At 61.1% G+C, this 14,956-nt stretch carries 17 protein-coding genes and 5 tRNA genes; 14 read left to right on the forward strand and 8 right to left on the reverse strand.

The genetic code is table 11. The annotated features are described in order from the left end of the window. Window positions 1-38 precede the first annotated feature (38 nt). Together ribA and H2Z84_RS20325 are read left to right on the forward strand one after the other, a co-directional pair. Complete coding sequence (gene ribA / locus H2Z84_RS20320) at window positions 39-662, forward strand: GTP cyclohydrolase II (protein ID WP_181837601.1); 624 nt, start codon at window positions 39-41, stop codon at window positions 660-662. Window positions 663-839: 177 nt separating this feature from the next. Next, window positions 840-1,502, forward strand: a complete 663-nt coding sequence (locus tag H2Z84_RS20325; RefSeq protein ID WP_181837602.1) for a hypothetical protein — start codon at window positions 840-842, stop codon at window positions 1,500-1,502. A 56-nt stretch (window positions 1,503-1,558) separates the two neighbouring features. Here H2Z84_RS20325 and H2Z84_RS20330 read toward each other — a convergent pair. The 5 genes from H2Z84_RS20330 to H2Z84_RS20350 all read right to left on the reverse strand — a co-directional run bounded on the left by H2Z84_RS20330 (window position 1,559) and on the right by H2Z84_RS20350 (window position 2,099). After that, a tRNA-Ala gene (locus tag H2Z84_RS20330) sits at window positions 1,559-1,634 on the reverse strand. A gap of 56 nt (window positions 1,635-1,690) precedes the next feature. Beyond that, a tRNA-Ala gene (locus H2Z84_RS20335) sits at window positions 1,691-1,766 on the reverse strand. 54 nt (window positions 1,767-1,820) lie between these two features. Continuing rightward, window positions 1,821-1,896 (reverse strand) — tRNA-Ala (locus H2Z84_RS20340). Window positions 1,897-1,918: 22 nt separating this feature from the next. After that, window positions 1,919-1,994 (reverse strand) — tRNA-Glu (locus H2Z84_RS20345). Between the two features lie 29 nt (window positions 1,995-2,023). Beyond that, a tRNA-Ala gene (locus H2Z84_RS20350) sits at window positions 2,024-2,099 on the reverse strand. Window positions 2,100-2,229: 130 nt separating this feature from the next. Between H2Z84_RS20350 and hpnC the strand changes: the two genes are divergently transcribed. The 8 genes from hpnC (at window position 2,230) to H2Z84_RS20390 (ending at window position 8,899) form a co-directional block, all read left to right on the forward strand. Beyond that, complete coding sequence (gene hpnC, locus H2Z84_RS20355) at window positions 2,230-3,042, forward strand: squalene synthase HpnC (RefSeq protein ID WP_181837603.1); 813 nt, start codon at window positions 2,230-2,232, stop codon at window positions 3,040-3,042. A gap of 133 nt (window positions 3,043-3,175) precedes the next feature. Then, the gene (gene hpnD, locus H2Z84_RS20360) at window positions 3,176-4,021 is read left to right on the forward strand and encodes a presqualene diphosphate synthase HpnD (RefSeq protein WP_181837604.1); all 846 of its coding nucleotides are present in this window, start codon (window positions 3,176-3,178) and stop codon (window positions 4,019-4,021) included. 7 nt (window positions 4,022-4,028) lie between these two features. Continuing rightward, entirely contained in the window at window positions 4,029-5,333 is a 1,305-nt protein-coding gene (gene hpnE, locus H2Z84_RS20365; RefSeq protein ID WP_181837605.1) for a hydroxysqualene dehydroxylase HpnE, read from the forward strand. 19 nt (window positions 5,334-5,352) lie between these two features. Then, window positions 5,353-6,111, forward strand: coding sequence for an SDR family oxidoreductase (locus H2Z84_RS20370; RefSeq protein WP_181837606.1), 759 nt, complete (start codon window positions 5,353-5,355; stop codon window positions 6,109-6,111). Between the two features lie 56 nt (window positions 6,112-6,167). Further along, on the forward strand, window positions 6,168-6,773 hold the full coding sequence (locus tag H2Z84_RS20375; RefSeq protein WP_181837607.1) for a hypothetical protein: 606 nt from the start codon (window positions 6,168-6,170) through the stop codon (window positions 6,771-6,773). Between the two features lie 21 nt (window positions 6,774-6,794). After that, window positions 6,795-8,159 carry a DNA repair protein RadA gene (radA, locus tag H2Z84_RS20380; protein WP_181837608.1) on the forward strand — a complete coding sequence of 455 codons (1,365 nt, stop codon included), beginning with the start codon at window positions 6,795-6,797 and terminating at the stop codon, window positions 8,157-8,159. A gap of 3 nt (window positions 8,160-8,162) precedes the next feature. Next, complete coding sequence (locus tag H2Z84_RS20385; protein WP_103526249.1) at window positions 8,163-8,723, forward strand: sigma-70 family RNA polymerase sigma factor; 561 nt, start codon at window positions 8,163-8,165, stop codon at window positions 8,721-8,723. Further along, window positions 8,720-8,899 carry a zf-HC2 domain-containing protein gene (locus H2Z84_RS20390; RefSeq protein ID WP_181837609.1) on the forward strand — a complete coding sequence of 60 codons (180 nt, stop codon included), beginning with the start codon at window positions 8,720-8,722 and terminating at the stop codon, window positions 8,897-8,899. The genes H2Z84_RS20385 and H2Z84_RS20390 overlap by 4 nt, the downstream gene beginning before the upstream one ends. A 48-nt stretch (window positions 8,900-8,947) precedes the next feature. Here the strand turns inward: H2Z84_RS20390 and H2Z84_RS20395 are convergent, their stop codons facing one another. The 3 genes from H2Z84_RS20395 to H2Z84_RS20405 all read right to left on the reverse strand — a co-directional run bounded on the left by H2Z84_RS20395 (window position 8,948) and on the right by H2Z84_RS20405 (window position 11,857). Then, complete coding sequence (locus H2Z84_RS20395) at window positions 8,948-9,301, reverse strand: DUF2325 domain-containing protein (RefSeq protein ID WP_103526250.1); 354 nt, start codon at window positions 9,299-9,301, stop codon at window positions 8,948-8,950. 94 nt (window positions 9,302-9,395) lie between these two features. Then, window positions 9,396-10,163 (reverse strand): hypothetical protein, encoded by a 768-nt coding sequence (locus H2Z84_RS20400; protein WP_181837610.1) that lies wholly within the window; start codon window positions 10,161-10,163, stop codon window positions 9,396-9,398. Between the two features lie 11 nt (window positions 10,164-10,174). After that, window positions 10,175-11,857: an ABC1 kinase family protein gene (locus H2Z84_RS20405; RefSeq protein ID WP_181837611.1), complete on the reverse strand. Its 1,683-nt coding sequence runs from the start codon at window positions 11,855-11,857 to the stop codon at window positions 10,175-10,177. Between the two features lie 60 nt (window positions 11,858-11,917). Here H2Z84_RS20405 and H2Z84_RS20410 point away from each other — a divergent pair, with 60 nt between their 5' ends. The 4 genes from H2Z84_RS20410 (at window position 11,918) to lolD (ending at window position 14,937) form a co-directional block, all read left to right on the forward strand. Further along, window positions 11,918-12,706, forward strand: coding sequence for a C40 family peptidase (locus tag H2Z84_RS20410; RefSeq protein ID WP_181837612.1), 789 nt, complete (start codon window positions 11,918-11,920; stop codon window positions 12,704-12,706). 75 nt (window positions 12,707-12,781) lie between these two features. Next, window positions 12,782-12,994: a hypothetical protein gene (locus tag H2Z84_RS20415; protein WP_059286722.1), complete on the forward strand. Its 213-nt coding sequence runs from the start codon at window positions 12,782-12,784 to the stop codon at window positions 12,992-12,994. Between the two features lie 13 nt (window positions 12,995-13,007). Further along, complete coding sequence (locus tag H2Z84_RS20420; protein WP_181837613.1) at window positions 13,008-14,255, forward strand: lipoprotein-releasing ABC transporter permease subunit; 1,248 nt, start codon at window positions 13,008-13,010, stop codon at window positions 14,253-14,255. After that, on the forward strand, window positions 14,248-14,937 hold the full coding sequence (gene lolD / locus H2Z84_RS20425; protein WP_181837614.1) for a lipoprotein-releasing ABC transporter ATP-binding protein LolD: 690 nt from the start codon (window positions 14,248-14,250) through the stop codon (window positions 14,935-14,937). Before H2Z84_RS20420 ends, lolD begins: the two co-directional genes overlap by 8 nt. Window positions 14,938-14,956: the final 19 nt, after the last annotated feature.

The raw sequence follows: 14,956 nt of genomic DNA on the forward strand, positions 1-14,956 counted from the left end.
GCAAGCGCTGAGCTTTCTGAACAGATTCCGGAGCAAGCATGGCCGTGCAATTTCCCAATCCCCAGGTAGAACCCGTTGTCGATTATGTGGCGAGCTGCCGCCTGCCCACCCCCTGGGGCGAGTTCACCATGCATGGTTTCGAGGAAACCGACAGCCGGCGCGAACACGTGGTGCTGACCCTGGGCAATGTGGCCGATGGCCTGCCAGTTCTGGCCCGTCTGCATTCGGAGTGCCTGACTGGCGATGCGCTGTTTTCGCTGCGCTGCGATTGTGGCTTCCAGCTGGAAGCGGCACTGGACGCCATCTCCAAGGAAGGTCGTGGTGCCTTGCTGTACTTGCGGCAGGAAGGTCGCGGCATCGGCCTGATCAACAAAATCCGCGCCTACAAGCTGCAGGATGGCGGTGCGGATACGGTGGAGGCCAACGAACAACTGGGCTTTCCGGCCGACATGCGTGATTTCCGTGTGGCACGCTATATGCTGGATGCGCTGTCGATCAAGAGCGTGCGGGTGATGACCAATAACCCGCGCAAGCTGGAAACCCTGAAGAATGCAGGTATCGATGTGGTGGAGCGGGTGCCGCTGATGGTGGGGCGTAATCCGCACAACGACCATTACCTGGATACCAAGGCGGCCAAGCTGGGTCACATGCTGTTTTCCTGAGCGATTACTTGCTTGCTGTTCACCAATGCCAGGGCTTTGCCCTGGCATTTTTCATGGTTGCCGCGCGGACTATGGCGACGCATAAAGTTTGGGCATAATTTGTCGATATATTTAAAATAAAATAAGCGTATGGTTTTAATTGCATGGGGCTGGCCAGCAAGGCGATGAGGAATCACTGTGAAAGTCACACCCAAGCAGAATGTGTTATTGAATGCGTCGGCCTGGAATCCACAGCCGGCTTACCGCGCTGCGCCTGCCACGGCGCAGATGGCTGGTTTTCAGCCTGGTAGCGAGGCGCTGGCCGAATACCTGGACTGGGTGGCCTATCTGGATGATCTGGCCAGGCAGGCCAGGGAAGGGCAGGACGACGCTGGACGGCGGCTGGCACTGGCCAAGCTGCGCTTTTTGCATCGCCGTGTACAGCTATTGCATGAGCAGATGATGCAGGGGGGGCGCAGCCAGGTAAAGGCCGGGCTGGAGGCGCTATTGCGCTTGGCCAGCGAGCTGGAGCAGGTGGTGCAGGAACTGACCGGACGGCAGCCACCAGTGGTGGATGAGTGGCCCTTGCCCTACCGCTTGTACAGCCGGCAGCCACCGCCGGCTGACGGCATGCACTTGATGGCTGGCGGGCGCGAGCGGCGCTTGCGGCAGCGGATGGCGGGCAATGTATTGCATGCGGACGAGCAGCATGCCGCACGGCTGGTGTTGCATGGTATGCGCTTTGTCATGGCACTGGTGCGCGATGGATTCGGCATGGCCCAGCATCCGCTGTTGTTGCAGGCGGCAGATCAGGTATTGCGTATCAATCAGCTGATTGGCCCGGAGCAGGGCAGTATATAATAGAGTAGCGTGCAGCAATGAAAAAAGCCGGAATCGTGAGATTCCGGCTTTTGATTTGGTGGAGATAAGCGGGATCGAACCGCTGACCTCTTGCATGCCATGCAAGCGCTCTCCCAGCTGAGCTATACCCCCGGTGTTGCTTGACTTGCCATGCGGTCTGGAGCCGACATCACAAGCTGACTGTAGTGTGGTGGAGATAAGCGGGATCGAACCGCTGACCTCTTGCATGCCATGCAAGCGCTCTCCCAGCTGAGCTATACCCCCGATAATGCTGGACTCCTGATAACCGTCAGTGTGTCATCAAAAGCTTACTGTCTGTGGTGGAGATAAGCGGGATCGAACCGCTGACCTCTTGCATGCCATGCAAGCGCTCTCCCAGCTGAGCTATACCCCCACGGGTACTACGTCTGATACTCTGGCGTCCCCACGGGGAGTCGAACCCCGGTTACCGCCGTGAAAGGGCGATGTCCTAGGCCACTAGACGATGGGGACCCTAAGAACTTTATCCGACTGGAACGATTTGGTGGAGCTAAGCGGGATCGAACCGCTGACCTCTTGCATGCCATGCAAGCGCTCTCCCAGCTGAGCTATAGCCCCGTGTCTGTCGTTCACAGTGGGGCGCAGTATAGACAGGCTGCCGTTGGCTGTAAAGGGATCTGCGAAAAAAATTTTGCGGCGCGGCCTGCGCTATAATCGGCGGCTTAGCAATGACTGTGCGGGAATGCCGATGTCGGTTGGCCATTATGAAAACTTCCCGGTAGGTTCCATTTTGCTGCCCCGCCGCATGCGCCGGGCGGTGCATGCCATCTACCATTTTGCCCGCTATGCCGACGATGTTGCCGACGAAGGTGACAAGCAGCCGGAAGAGCGGCTGCGCGAACTGGCACACTTGCAGGACGAGCTGGATGTCATCCGCGATGGCGGCATTCCGGCCATGCCGCTGATGCGTAACCTGGCCGCCGCCATCAGCAGTCATGCGCTGCCTATGCAGCCGTTTTACGATCTGCTGTCGGCCTTCAGCCAGGATGTGGTGAAAAAGCGTTACCAGACCTTTGCCGAAGTGGTGGACTATTGCCGTCGTTCGGCCAATCCGGTCGGGCGGCTGATGCTGGCGCTGTATGGTGAAAACGACCCGCGCAGCCTGGCCATGTCTGATGGCATCTGCACCGCGCTGCAACTGATCAATTTCTTGCAGGATGTGGCCATCGATTGGGATAAGGATCGTATCTATATCCCGCTGGATGATCTGCAGAAATTCCGCATCCGCGAATCGCAGATCGCCGGGCGCGATGCCACCGGGCTGTGGCGGCCGATGATGCTGGCGCAAGTCGAGCGCACCCGTAAAATGCTGCAGGCCGGTGCGCCCTTGGGCAAAGTGCTCAAGGGGCGGCTGGGGCTGGAATTGCGGCTGGTCATCATGGGCGGCGAACGTATTCTGAAAAAGCTGCACGACAGTGGCGGCGATGTGTTCCGCCAGCGCCCGGTGCTGACCTGGCGCGACTGGATCTATATGTTGTGGCGTGCACTGCGCACCCGTTAAGTGCTGCTGACAAAGCAACGGAGCTTCTTAAGGTGCCGATCCATTTTGTCAGCCGCTTTAGCTAGCGTTACCTACCATAACAACCATATTTCGGGACGCTCCGGCAGGCCCGATGGCAGATGAGGAGAGGCGAGTGACGCCGCAGCAGTATTGTCAGGACAAGGCCGCCAGCAGTGGCTCCAGCTTTTACACCAGTTTCCGCTTTTTGCCGGCAGACCGTCGCGATGCCATTACCGCGCTCTATGCCTTTTGCCGTGAAGTGGACGATGTGGTGGACGAATGCCACGACGAGGGCGTGGCCCGTGCCAAGCTGGCCTGGTGGCGTGGCGAGGTGGTAAAGCTCTACCACGGTCAACCGGAACACCCGGTGATGCAGGCGCTCAAGCCGCATGTGGCGGCACTCGACCTGCCGCAGAACCTGCTGGAAGAAATTGTCGATGGCATGCAGATGGATCTGGACTTCGCCCGCTACGAGCGTTTCCAGGATTTGCTGTTGTACTGCCATCGGGTGGCCGGCGTGGTGGGGCAACTGGCGGCGCAGATTTTCGGCTACCAGGACCGGCAAACGCTGAAATACGCCCACGAACTGGGCATTGCCTTCCAGCTGACCAATATCATCCGCGACGTGGGTGAAGACGTGCGCCGTGGTCGCATCTACTTGCCGGTGGAAGAGTTGCAGCGTTTCAATGTGCCGGCCAGTGATCTGAGCAGCTACCGGGAAACCCCCGAATTCGCCGCGCTGATGAGCTTCCAGATCGAGCGCGCCCGCGAATACTACCGCCGCGCCTGGGAACTGCTGCCGGCAGTGGACCGCAAGAGCCAGCGCCCCGGCTTGCTGATGGCGGCCATCTACCGCGCCACGCTGGAAGAAATCCAGCTGGACGGCCCAGCCAAGGTGCTCAACCAGCGCCTGTCGCTGACGCCAGTACGCAAGCTGTGGCTGGCCTGGCGTACCTGGGTGCTGGGCTACAAGGCCTGATACATACATGGCTGCCACTCCCCGTATTGCCATCATCGGCGCCGGCTGGGCCGGCCTGGCGGCAGCCGTCGAGCTGGCTGGCCACGCCGAGCTGACGCTGTTTGAAGCTGGGCGCGAGCCGGGCGGACGGGCGCGCCGCATCAGTGCCAGTGATAGCCAGCTGGATAACGGCCAGCATATTCTGATCGGTGGCTATCTCCAGTGTCTGCGCTTGATGCGCAAGGTGGGTGTCGACCCCGAGCAGGCCATGCAGCGCTTGCCCCTGAGCTGGTATCGCCAGAATGGCGTGCGCATGCAATGCCCGCGCTGGCCGGCACCGCTGCATGTGCTGGCTGGCCTGCTGTCGGCCAAGGGTTTGAGCTGGCAGGACAAGTGGCAACTGGCCCGCGCCTTGCAAAGCCTGAAATGGCAGGGCTGGCAGCTGGCCGAAGATTGTACGGTCAAGCAGTGGTTGCGGCAGCAGGCCCAGTCCGACTGGCTGGTGGAACAATTCTGGCGGCCCATGGTGCTCTCGGCACTCAATACCCCGCTGGAGCAGGCCTCGATGCAGATTCTGGCCACCACGCTGCGCGACAGCCTGGGTGGCCGTCGTGCCGATAGCGACCTCTTGCTGCCCAGGCAGGACTTGTCCGCGCTGTTTCCGGCCCCGGCCTTGCGCTGGCTGGGTGAGCAGGGCGTGCAGTGGTGTGGCGGGGTGCGTGTGGAACAGGTACAAGCAGCTGCGCACGGTGTGCTGGTGGATGGCCAGACTTTTGATGCGGCCATCGTGGCGCTGGCGCCTTATCACGCTGCTGCCCTGTTGCAAGAGCCCACCTTGCAGGCCCAGGTCAAGGCTTTCCAGTATTGGCCGATATATACCGCATACCTGCGCTACGACGCCGACATTGCCATGCCCTTGCCGATGATGGGCTTGCAGGGCGGCACGCTGGACTGGTTGTTCGACCGTCAGGCGCTGTCCGGCGAACGTGGCTTGCTGGCCGCTGTCATCAGCGCACCGCCGCTGGCGGTGCAGGCACTGAGTCGCGAAGCGCTGCTGCGCAAGGTGGAAACCGATATCGGTGAGCTGCTGCCGGCTTTGAATGGCTTGCAGCCGACCGCCGCGCAGCTGATCGTGGAAAAGCGTGCCACCTTTGCCTCGACCGTGGGACTGACAAGACCACACTGCCGTAGCAGGGTACAATCGGTTTTTCTGGCGGGGGACTGGCTGTGCCCGGACTACCCCGCCACGCTGGAAGGGGCGGTGCAAAGCGGTGTGACTGCCGCCCGCCAGCTATTACAGGATTTGCCATCATCACGGGTCGCCGCCGGGTGACTCACAGCAGAAAATCAATATGAACCAAACATTTGCCAAAGATTGTCTGGCTGGCCGCGTCATTCTGGTGACGGGGGCTACGCAAGGGGTAGGTCGGGAAGCTGCGCTGACGTTTGCCGCGCATGGTGCTTCGGTGGTCTTGCTGGCGCGCAGCGTCAAGGGGCTGGAAAAGGTCTACGATGAAATCGTGGCGGCCGGCGGCAAAGAGCCGGCTGCCATTCCGCTGGATCTGCTGACGGCAACCGACGAGCAATTGAGCAACGCCGCCTTCCAGATCAAGCGCGAGCTGGGCCAGCTGGATGGCATCGTGCATTGCGCCTCGCATTTTTATGCCTTGTCGCCGCTGTCCAACCAGGGCATCGACGAGTGGATGAACCAGTACCGCATCAACACCGTGGCACCGTTTGCGCTGACCCGCGCCTGCCTGCCGCTGCTGAAAGAGTCGGCCGATGCCTCGGTATTGTTCATGGGTGAAACCCATTCGCTGCATCCGGCGGCGTACTGGGGTGGCTTTGGCGCTTCCAAGGCTGGCCTGAATTATCTGACCAAGGTTGCCGCCGACGAGTGGGAGGTGTATCCGAACCTGCGTGTCAATCAGCTGATTCCGGGGCCGGTGAATTCGCCGCAGCGCAACCGCACCCATCCTGGCGAAGCCAAGAGCGAGCGGGCTGATCTGGCTACGCTGATGCCCTATCTGTTGCATTGGATGAGTGCTGCCAGCAAGGGGCAGAGCGGCGAAATCGTCGAACTGGACCTGCGCAGTCAAAAGGGCGAATAAGCGGCACATGGCCGGTCACCACGGGGTGGCCGGCAGATGGTGTATGGGGGGAGAGCATGAAGAGTCTGTGGATCTGGCCCTTGCTGGTGCTGCTGGCCGGCTGCAACTGGGTCAATAATGTGTCCGGCCTGTCCAAGGAAGCACACAAGGCGCTGGGCGCTGCCTGTCGCCAGACTGGCCGTTCGCTGGAAGAGTGCTTCAAGCGCAATCCGGATGCCGATACCGCGGCCATTTACGCTGGCTGGCGCGAAATGAACGAGTACATGGCCAAGAACAAGCTGGACACCATGGAGCCACCCGCCAGTGACAGCCCCAAGCCACATGGTGATACGGCGTCTGGCGCCAAGGATGGCGCGGCGGCACCGGCTGCCGCCCCGGCAGAGGGTAAGTCTTCCAGTGCTGCGCCCAGCCCGGCAGGCCCGCCGCCGCTGAGCAGCGAGGAAGCCGACAAAGCTGCCAAGAGCGATCCCCAAGTGGCGGCAGTACTGGCCGCCATTCGACATAATGGTGGCGGTGACAAAGCCAAGGCCAAGGCCGGCAGCAGTGCCGGCGAACCTGACCAGAAGCGCCTGCTCAACATCATCCAGCAACTCAATGGCAACAAACCCGCCGACAACGGCCAGCCCCCGGCCGACAATGCCAATAACGCCAATCCCGGTTGAATCCTTCCTGCGCTTTTCCTGATGGCAAAAACCAAAACTGTTTTCAGCTGCACCGAGTGCGGCGGCCAAGTGCCGAAATGGCAGGGCCAGTGTCCCCATTGTTCCGCCTGGAACACCCTGGTCGAAGCCGTCTCCACGCCTGCAGCCAGCAATCCGCGCTTCCAGTCCTGGTCCACCACCAATGCTCGCGTGCAGGTGCTGTCCGAGGTCAAGACTGAAGAAGTCCCACGTGATCCCTCCGGTATCGACGAGCTGGATCGCGTACTGGGCGGTGGCATCGTGCGTGGTGCGGTCATCCTGATCGGCGGCGACCCCGGCATCGGCAAATCCACCCTGTTGTTGCAGGCGCTGGCGGTGATCGGCAAGCGGCGCAAGGTGCTGTATGTCTCGGGTGAAGAGTCTCCGCAGCAAATCGCCCTGCGCGCTTCGCGGCTGGCGGTCGACCCCAGCCAGGTCAATCTGCTGGCGGAAATCCGCCTGGAAGCCATTCTGGAAACGCTCAAGCAGGAGCAACCGGAAGTGGCGGTCATCGACTCCATCCAGACCCTGTATACCGAGCAGGTGACCTCGGCCCCCGGTTCGGTATCGCAGGTGCGCGAATGTGCCGCCCAGCTCACCCGCATGGCCAAGCAGACCGGCACCACCATTCTGCTGGTAGGCCATGTCACCAAGGAAGGCTCGCTGGCCGGCCCGCGCGTGCTGGAACACATGGTGGACACCGTGCTGTATTTCGAGGGCGATGCCCACTCCAACTACCGCATGATTCGCGCCATCAAGAACCGCTTTGGCGCAGTCAACGAGCTGGGTGTGTTCGTGATGACCGAAACCGGTCTCAAAGGTGTGTCCAATCCCTCGGCCATCTTTCTGTCTTCCTATCGGGATGATGTGTCCGGCTCCTGCGTGCTGGTCACCCAGGAGGGCAGCCGCCCGCTGCTGGTGGAAATCCAGGCACTGGTGGACGATTGCCATGGCATGCAGCCCAAGCGGTTGGCGGTGGGGCTGGAACAAAACCGGCTGGCCATGCTGCTGGCGGTGCTGCACCGCCACGGTGGCGTGGCCTGCTTTGATCAGGACGTGTTTCTCAATGCGGTGGGCGGGGTCAAGATCAGCGAACCGGCAGCCGATCTGGCGGTGATCCTGGCCATGGTATCGTCCTTGCGTAACAAGCCCTTGCCGGAAAAACTGGTGGTGTTTGGCGAAGTGGGGCTGGCTGGTGAGGTGCGTCCGGTGTCGCGTGGACAGGAGCGGCTGAAGGAAGCCGCCAAGCTGGGCTTCAGCCGCGCCATCGTGCCCACGGCCAACAAGCCGCGCCAGCCTATCGAAGGGCTGGAAGTGATTACCGTGGACCGGCTGGAACATGCGGTCGATTACTGTCGTGGAGACTGAGCCATGATTGCCCATGCCGATCTGGAAGCCGAGCTGCCCTATCTGCAACGCTATGCGTTGGCGCAATTGCGCGATCGTGATGCCGCCAACGATATCGTGCAGGAAACCGTGCTGGCTGCGCTGGAGTCGGGCGACAGCTTCAGTGGCAAATCCAGCCTGCGTACCTGGCTCACCTCCATCCTGCGCTTCAAGCTGATCGACCGGCTGCGCCGCAAGGGCAAGGAGGTGCTGTTCGAATCGCTGGAAGATGAAACCGACGACAGCGACTTTGACGGCCTGTTCAGCAAGGACGGCCACTGGCAGGACAAGATCAAGGCCTGGAGTGGGCCGGAAGAGTCCTTGATGTCGCGCCAGTTCTGGGAAGTGTTCGAGCGTTGTTCCGAGGTGATGCCCCGGCGCACCGCCATGGCTTTTGTCATGCGCGAGGTGATGGGGCTGGAAATTGCCGAAATCTGTAACAATCTGGATGTGACGGCGACTAACTGTTCAGTACTGCTCTATCGCGCCCGCATGAGCTTGCGCGAATGTTTCGAAATACGCTGGACCGGGGAGGCCAAGGCATGAAGATCAACTGCCGGCAGGCCAGTCGCCTGATATCACAGGGGCTGGACCAGCCCTTGAACCAATGGCAATACGTGCGCTTGCGCGTGCATTTGTGGATGTGCGGCAACTGCCGCCAGTTTTCCCATCAGCTACAGGTATTGCAGCAGTCTGCACGCAAGGCTGGTCGCGGCGAGTAAGGCTGCAAGGTGGAATGAGCAAAGCCGGGCCTATGCCCGGCTTTTTGCTTAATGGCGTTTCTTGCTGCTGGTAGCAGGCTGACAGCGCTGCGGGCAGCTGCCGCACTGCTTGCTGGAGAGGCCGGCGCAGTCCAGCGACTGTTTCAGGGCACAGACAGAGCGGCGGCAGGCGATGAAGCGGACTTGTTCTTCTGCCGCCAGTGCACGGAAATGGCGCATCACATTGTGGCCGAGAAAATCGGTAAACAGGATGAGCAGATCGGTGCCGGCCGGCAGGCGGTCGCTCTTGCGCTGATGTGAGCTGTTGCGCCCGTTCAGGTGACGGTGAATGGTGATGCCGAACTCTTGCAGCACCTCGGGAATATTGCCCAGCGTATCCGCGCCTACCAGCATTGCATTCATGACAGCTCCTGATCGATATGTTTTGCAAATGATAATCATTATTATTTACAAAGACAAGTGCCATCTGGAGTCATTGCGATGTTGCGGTAAAACCTTAGGGTAGCGCCTGTACGCGGATGCGCACCGACTGCCGGTCGTGCAGCAACTGCCGGCCTGTGCCAATCAGCAAGCTGCTGCGGCCTTGCTCGTCGCGGCCTATGCTGCCCACCTCTATCCACTCACCCAGCGGCCCGGTCACGGTAGTGGAGAGCTGGCTGCCCTCGCGCTGCTTGCCGGCAAAAGCCTGCTGGCTGACTGCCAGTTCGATGACCACCCGCTCCCCTTGCAGGCGGGGGAGGGCGTAAAAGCCGCTGACGGCCTCCTGCCAGCTGCTGCCGCGCACGATATTGCCTTGCGGCGTCAGCAGCAGCCAGGGCAGCGGGCGGCTATTGGCGGTCTGGATGAAACCGCTGCGGCCATCCAGCAGGGTGAGGCTTTGCAGACTCTGGCCGGATTGGCTGCGGCTGTTCTGCTGCGCCGACAAGCTGACGCCATTGCCCGTACTGCCGGGGATGATGTGGCCGATGCTGATATTGCCCTGTAGCTGTACCCCGGACTGGTTTTGTACGCTGCTGCCGGACTGGCTCACTTCCAGGCGCAGGCTGAGCGGGCGTACATCCAGCTGCCTGGCCAGTGCCGCCAGTTGTTGTTCGCGTACCGGGCTGGCATCGATGATCAGCTTGTTGTCCAGTGCGCTGAGCCGCTCATCCGGCAGCAGCTGCGCTTGCAGGGCGCTTTGCAGCTCACTGGCCTGACGCCAGCTCAGCTCGACAATCTGCAGCGCCAGCGCCGGCGTGCTGCTCAGCAGCAGGAGAGCGGTCATGAGCCGGCGCATTACAGCTCCTTGCCCGAGCGCCAGATCGACCAGATCAGCCATACGCTGTTGAACAGGGCAATCATGAAGCCGATGAAGCCGAAAAAGGGCAGGCCGAACAGCTTGGGCCCGGCGTTCACCGTCATCACGATGGAGGAGCCGATGATCAGGCAGCCGGTGACGATGGCCATGGTGAGGCGATTGGTACTGCGGTCCAGCTGTTTGCCGAAGCTGTCCAGCCGCTGCAGGTCCAGATTGATGCGGAACTTGCCCTGGCGGATGTCCTTGGACAGCCGCAGGATGTCGCGTGGCAGGCCGGTGAGCATGCCCAGCGTTTCCTGCAGGGTGAGCTTGCCGCGTTTGAGCAGGGTTTTCGGGTGGTAGCGCGCCAGCATCAGTTCGCGCACAAAAGGGGTGATGTGCTCCACCAGCTGGAAATCCGGGTCCAGTTGGCGGCCCAGTCCTTCCAGGGTGATCAGTGCCTTGAACAGCATGGCCATGTCCGGCGGCAGCAGAATGCCGTGGTCGCGGATCAGCGCCATGATGTCGGTGATCAGCTGGCTGATATTGAGGTCTTTCAGCGGCACGTGCTCGTACTGGAACATGAATTCGCTGATGTCGTAGGCAAACTTCTGCTCGTCCACCGGGGTGTTGCCGGTCCACTCCACCAGCACGTCCATCATGGCGTGCTCGTTACGCTCGGCCAGCGCGGCCAGCAGGTCGACGATCTCGTCGCGCCGGCCATGGCTGATGCGCCCCACCATGCCGAAATCGATAAAGGCAATACGGTGTTCCGGCAGGAAGAACACATTGCCGGGGTGTGGGTCGGCATGGAAAAAACCATTCAGCAGGATCATCTTCAGCACGGCGTCTGCGCCACGGCTGGCCAGCAGCACCGGGTCCAGCCCGCTGTCAGCTAATTGATCCAGTCGGCTGGCCGGTACGCCATCGATATGCTGCTGCACATTCACCGCCGGATTGGTGTAGTCCCAGTACACCTTGGGTACCACCACCTGGGCGTCATCGGCAAAGTCGCGGGCGAAGCGTTCCATATTGCGCGCTTCCACCGCCAGGTCCATCTCGCGTTTCAGTGAGCGGGAAAACTGGCTGACGATTTCCACCGGCTGGAAGCGCCGTGCATCGGGGAATTCCATTTCGATCAGCGTGGCCAGGTGCGCCAGGATGCGCAGGTCGGCATCCACCTTTTCCACGATGCCGGGGCGGCGCAGCTTGACGGCGACATGGCTGCCATCATGCAGGGTGGCGAAATGCACCTGGGCGATGGAGGCCGAGCCGATGGGCTTTTCATCAAAGCTGGCAAACAGCTCTTCCGGTGGCTTGCCCAGGGCCTTGATCACCAGCAGCCGCACCGAGGCCGGGTCGACCGGCGGCACCGTGGACTGCAGTTTTTCGAATTCGGCAATCCACTCGGCCGGGAAAACATCCACCCGCGTCGACAGAATTTGCCCCAGCTTGATAAAGGTGGGGCCCAGCTCCTCGAAGGCCAGTCGCACCCGCACCGGCGTGGGCAGGCCGGCGTCGGCATCCGGCAGGTGCAGGTTCAGCCATTCGCCGGCTTTCTCCATGGCGCGTGGCAGACGCAGGCGCTGGGCGAACTCTCCCAGGCCGTGGCGGATGAGGATGCCGCTGATTTCTTTCAGGCGCGGAAGGTCGCGCATTGCAACAAGAGTTTCTCTGAGCATGGGCTTATTGGTGTCCAAGTTGGCTTTACACTCCCGTCCCTGTCCGATAGAGTGCGGCCTATGAAATTGCAACTCCGATTACTCGCCGTGATGCTTGCTGGCGTCATGGTTTTTGCCCAGGCCGCACCGGAAAAGAATGTGCAGGATGCACGGCCCAAGGTCGAGGCCTCGGAAGACCCCATTGCCAAGTATGCCTCGCCTGGCGAGGATGCTGTAGGTGATTTGCTGCTGCAGGCCATGAGCCTGCTGGGCGTGGCCTACCGTTTTGGTGGCAATTCGCCGGTCAGTGGTCTGGATTGCAGCGGTTTTGTCCGTTATGTATTCCAGAAATCCCTCAAGGTCAATTTGCCGCGTACCTCGGCCGAGATGGCGCATATCGGCAAGGCTGTCGATAAAAGTGAACTGGTCGCCGGTGATCTGGTCTTCTTCAATACCCGGGGTTTTGCCTATTCCCATGTTGGCATGTATATGGGCAACGGCAAGTTCATCCATGCGCCGCGTACCGGGCGCAATGTCGAAGTGGTGAGCCTGAACCAGAGCTACTGGCAAAGCCGCTGGAATGGCGCACGCCGCATCAACCGCAACAATGCCAATGTGCAGGCGGCGGATGAGTTGCCGGGTGCCGCCGATAGTGCCGCGGCCAAGCCGCGTGACAGCAGTGTGGCGGCAGCGCCCAAGGTAAAATGTCGCAAAGGCAAGAAGTGCAAGGCAGTGGCCGAAGCACCGGCCAGCAAGAAAAAGGGCGGCAAGGCCGAAAAAGCCAGCAAGGGTGGCAAGTCGGCGCGTAGCGACAAGCCCGCCCGCGCCAGCAAGTCCGGCCACGGCAAGAAGAAAAAGGTCGCCGGCTGAACCGTCGGCGGCTGACCATCATCACGATGCCCGCCTTGGCGGGCATTGCGTTTTCAGGATTAGCCAGGCATGGTCATGAATATTGACATTCCGGTATGGAAAGACCCGCAAGGCGGCATTGTCGCCTGTGTGGAAAAAATCAAGGTAATGAACGAAAACCTGGAGGAATTGCAGCAGATGGCGCAAGACGCGCTGGAAGATGCGATTCTGATGGGCTGTGACGAACAGCAGGTCAAGGATTTCCTGGTGCGGCTGATGCAAAGCCTGCACAACCCCTATCAGCCCTGAAAGGCAGACCGGCATGCAATGGCCTTTTGAAGTCCTGATCGGGCTGCGTTATCTGCGCGCCAAGCGGCGCAATGGTTTTATCTCCTTTATTTCCCTGATTTCCATTGTCGGCATCGCGCTGGGAGTAGCAGCGCTGATCATCGTGCTGTCGGTGATGAACGGTTTCCAGAAGGAAATCCGTGGCCGCATCCTCAGCGTGGCCTCGCATGTGGAAATCTCTGCCTTTGACGGGCGTCTGCCGCAGTGGCAGGGCGTAGCCAAGGTGGCCGAGCGCGATGCCCACGTCGTGGCCGCCGCCCCCTTTGTGAATGGCCAGGGCCTGTTTTCTGCTTATGGCAATGTGCGTGGCGGCCTGGTACGCGGCATCGAGCCGGTATTGGAAGACAAGGTGGTGGATGTGGGCCAGCACATGCTGCAAGGCAAGCTGGAGGCACTGAAGCCCGGCCAGTTCGGCATCGTGCTGGGGGTGGAGCTGGCGCGCCAGCTCAGCGTTGGCATGGGCGACAAGGTGACGCTGTTCACGCCGCAGGGCACGGTGACGCCGGCGGGGATGATTCCGCGCTACAAGCAGTTCACTGTCATCGGCATTTTCAAGGTGGACATGTTCGAATACGACGCCTCGCTGGCGATGATTCATCTGCAGGATGCCCAGGTGCTGTCGCGCCTTGGCGATACCGTCAGCGGTGTGCGGTTGAAGCTGGACGACCCGATGCTGGCCCCGCTGGTGAAGGCCAATCTGCAGCAGGCGCTGGGCCAGCAGTCGCAGGTAACCGACTGGACCGACACCAATGCCAATTACTTCCGTGCGGTGCAAATTGAAAAACGCATGATGACCATCATCCTTACCCTGATCGTGGCAGTGGCGGCTTTCAACCTGGTGTCCACGCTGGTGATGGTGGTAACCGACAAGCAGGCCGACATCGCCATTCTGCGCACGCTGGGCGCGGCACCGTCCAGCATCATGAAGATTTTCATGATCCAGGGGTCGGTGGCGGGCATCAGCGGCACGCTGGCCGGGGTAGCCGGTGGTGTGCTGGTGGCGCTGAATCTGGATGTGATCGTGCCCTTGATCGAACGCGTGCTGGGCACCAAGCTCTTGTCCAGCGAGGTGTACATGATCGACTACCTGCCATCCGACGTGCAGCTGGGCGACGTGAGCACCATTACCGTGATTGCCTTGCTGCTGGCCTTGCTGGCTACCCTTTATCCCAGCTGGCGCGCTGCGCGTACCCAGCCGGCGGAGGCGCTGCGTTATGAGTAATGTGCTGAACTGCCGCAATCTGGGCAAAACCTATAGCGAAGGCCGGCTGAACCTGACCGTGCTGTCCGATGTGTCGCTGAGCGTGGACAAGGGTGAGCGGCTGGCCATTGTCGGTGCTTCCGGTTCGGGCAAGAGTACGCTGTTGCACCTGCTGGGTGGGCTGGATACGCCGACCCAAGGCGTGGTGGAAGTGCTGGGGCGTGATCTGGCCGGCTTGTCCGAGGCCGAGCGTGGCGTGCTGCGCAACCAGTCGCTGGGCTTTGTTTACCAGTTTCATCATCTGCTGCCAGAGTTTACCGCGCTGGAAAACGTGATGATGCCCTTGCTGATTCGCCGTCTGCCACGCAAGGAGGCTGCCGAACAGGCCGCCGCCATGCTGGAGCGGGTGGGGCTGTCGCAACGCTTGCAGCACAAACCGGGTGAATTGTCCGGCGGTGAGCGCCAGCGTGCGGCCATTGCCCGGGCGCTGGTCACCCAGCCGGCCTGCCTGCTGGCCGACGAGCCAACCGGTAATCTGGATTACCAGACCGCGCGTCAGGTATTCGACCTGATGCTGGAGCTGAACGAGGGCCTGGGCACCAGCCTGATCATCGTCACCCATGATCTGGAGCTGGCCGGGCGGGCGCAACGCATATTGCGGCTGGTGGAAGGTCATGTGCAGAACGCCGTGGTCGGTCACTAAGGCCGGATGGTGATGGTAA

This window comes from Aquitalea aquatica (assembly GCF_013911085.1).
GTDB classification, from domain to species: Bacteria; Pseudomonadota; Gammaproteobacteria; order Burkholderiales; family Chromobacteriaceae; genus Aquitalea; species Aquitalea aquatica.

Coding starts and splice junctions, on each gene's coding strand:
- hpnC (WP_181837603.1), top strand. CDS start 2,230: ATGTCGGTTGGCCATTATGAAAACTTCCCGGTAGGTTCCATTTTGCTG.
- H2Z84_RS20415 (WP_059286722.1), top strand. CDS start 12,782: ATGAATATTGACATTCCGGTATGGAAAGACCCGCAAGGCGGCATTGTC.
- H2Z84_RS20405 (WP_181837611.1), bottom strand. CDS start 11,857: ATGCTCAGAGAAACTCTTGTTGCAATGCGCGACCTTCCGCGCCTGAAA.
- H2Z84_RS20400 (WP_181837610.1), bottom strand. CDS start 10,163: ATGACCGCTCTCCTGCTGCTGAGCAGCACGCCGGCGCTGGCGCTGCAG.
- H2Z84_RS20420 (WP_181837613.1), top strand. CDS start 13,008: ATGCAATGGCCTTTTGAAGTCCTGATCGGGCTGCGTTATCTGCGCGCC.
- radA (WP_181837608.1), top strand. CDS start 6,795: ATGGCAAAAACCAAAACTGTTTTCAGCTGCACCGAGTGCGGCGGCCAA.
- lolD (WP_181837614.1), top strand. CDS start 14,248: ATGAGTAATGTGCTGAACTGCCGCAATCTGGGCAAAACCTATAGCGAA.
- H2Z84_RS20385 (WP_103526249.1), top strand. CDS start 8,163: ATGATTGCCCATGCCGATCTGGAAGCCGAGCTGCCCTATCTGCAACGC.
- H2Z84_RS20410 (WP_181837612.1), top strand. CDS start 11,918: ATGAAATTGCAACTCCGATTACTCGCCGTGATGCTTGCTGGCGTCATG.
- H2Z84_RS20375 (WP_181837607.1), top strand. CDS start 6,168: ATGAAGAGTCTGTGGATCTGGCCCTTGCTGGTGCTGCTGGCCGGCTGC.
- H2Z84_RS20395 (WP_103526250.1), bottom strand. CDS start 9,301: ATGAATGCAATGCTGGTAGGCGCGGATACGCTGGGCAATATTCCCGAG.
- H2Z84_RS20370 (WP_181837606.1), top strand. CDS start 5,353: ATGAACCAAACATTTGCCAAAGATTGTCTGGCTGGCCGCGTCATTCTG.
- H2Z84_RS20390 (WP_181837609.1), top strand. CDS start 8,720: ATGAAGATCAACTGCCGGCAGGCCAGTCGCCTGATATCACAGGGGCTG.
- ribA (WP_181837601.1), top strand. CDS start 39: ATGGCCGTGCAATTTCCCAATCCCCAGGTAGAACCCGTTGTCGATTAT.
- hpnE (WP_181837605.1), top strand. CDS start 4,029: ATGGCTGCCACTCCCCGTATTGCCATCATCGGCGCCGGCTGGGCCGGC.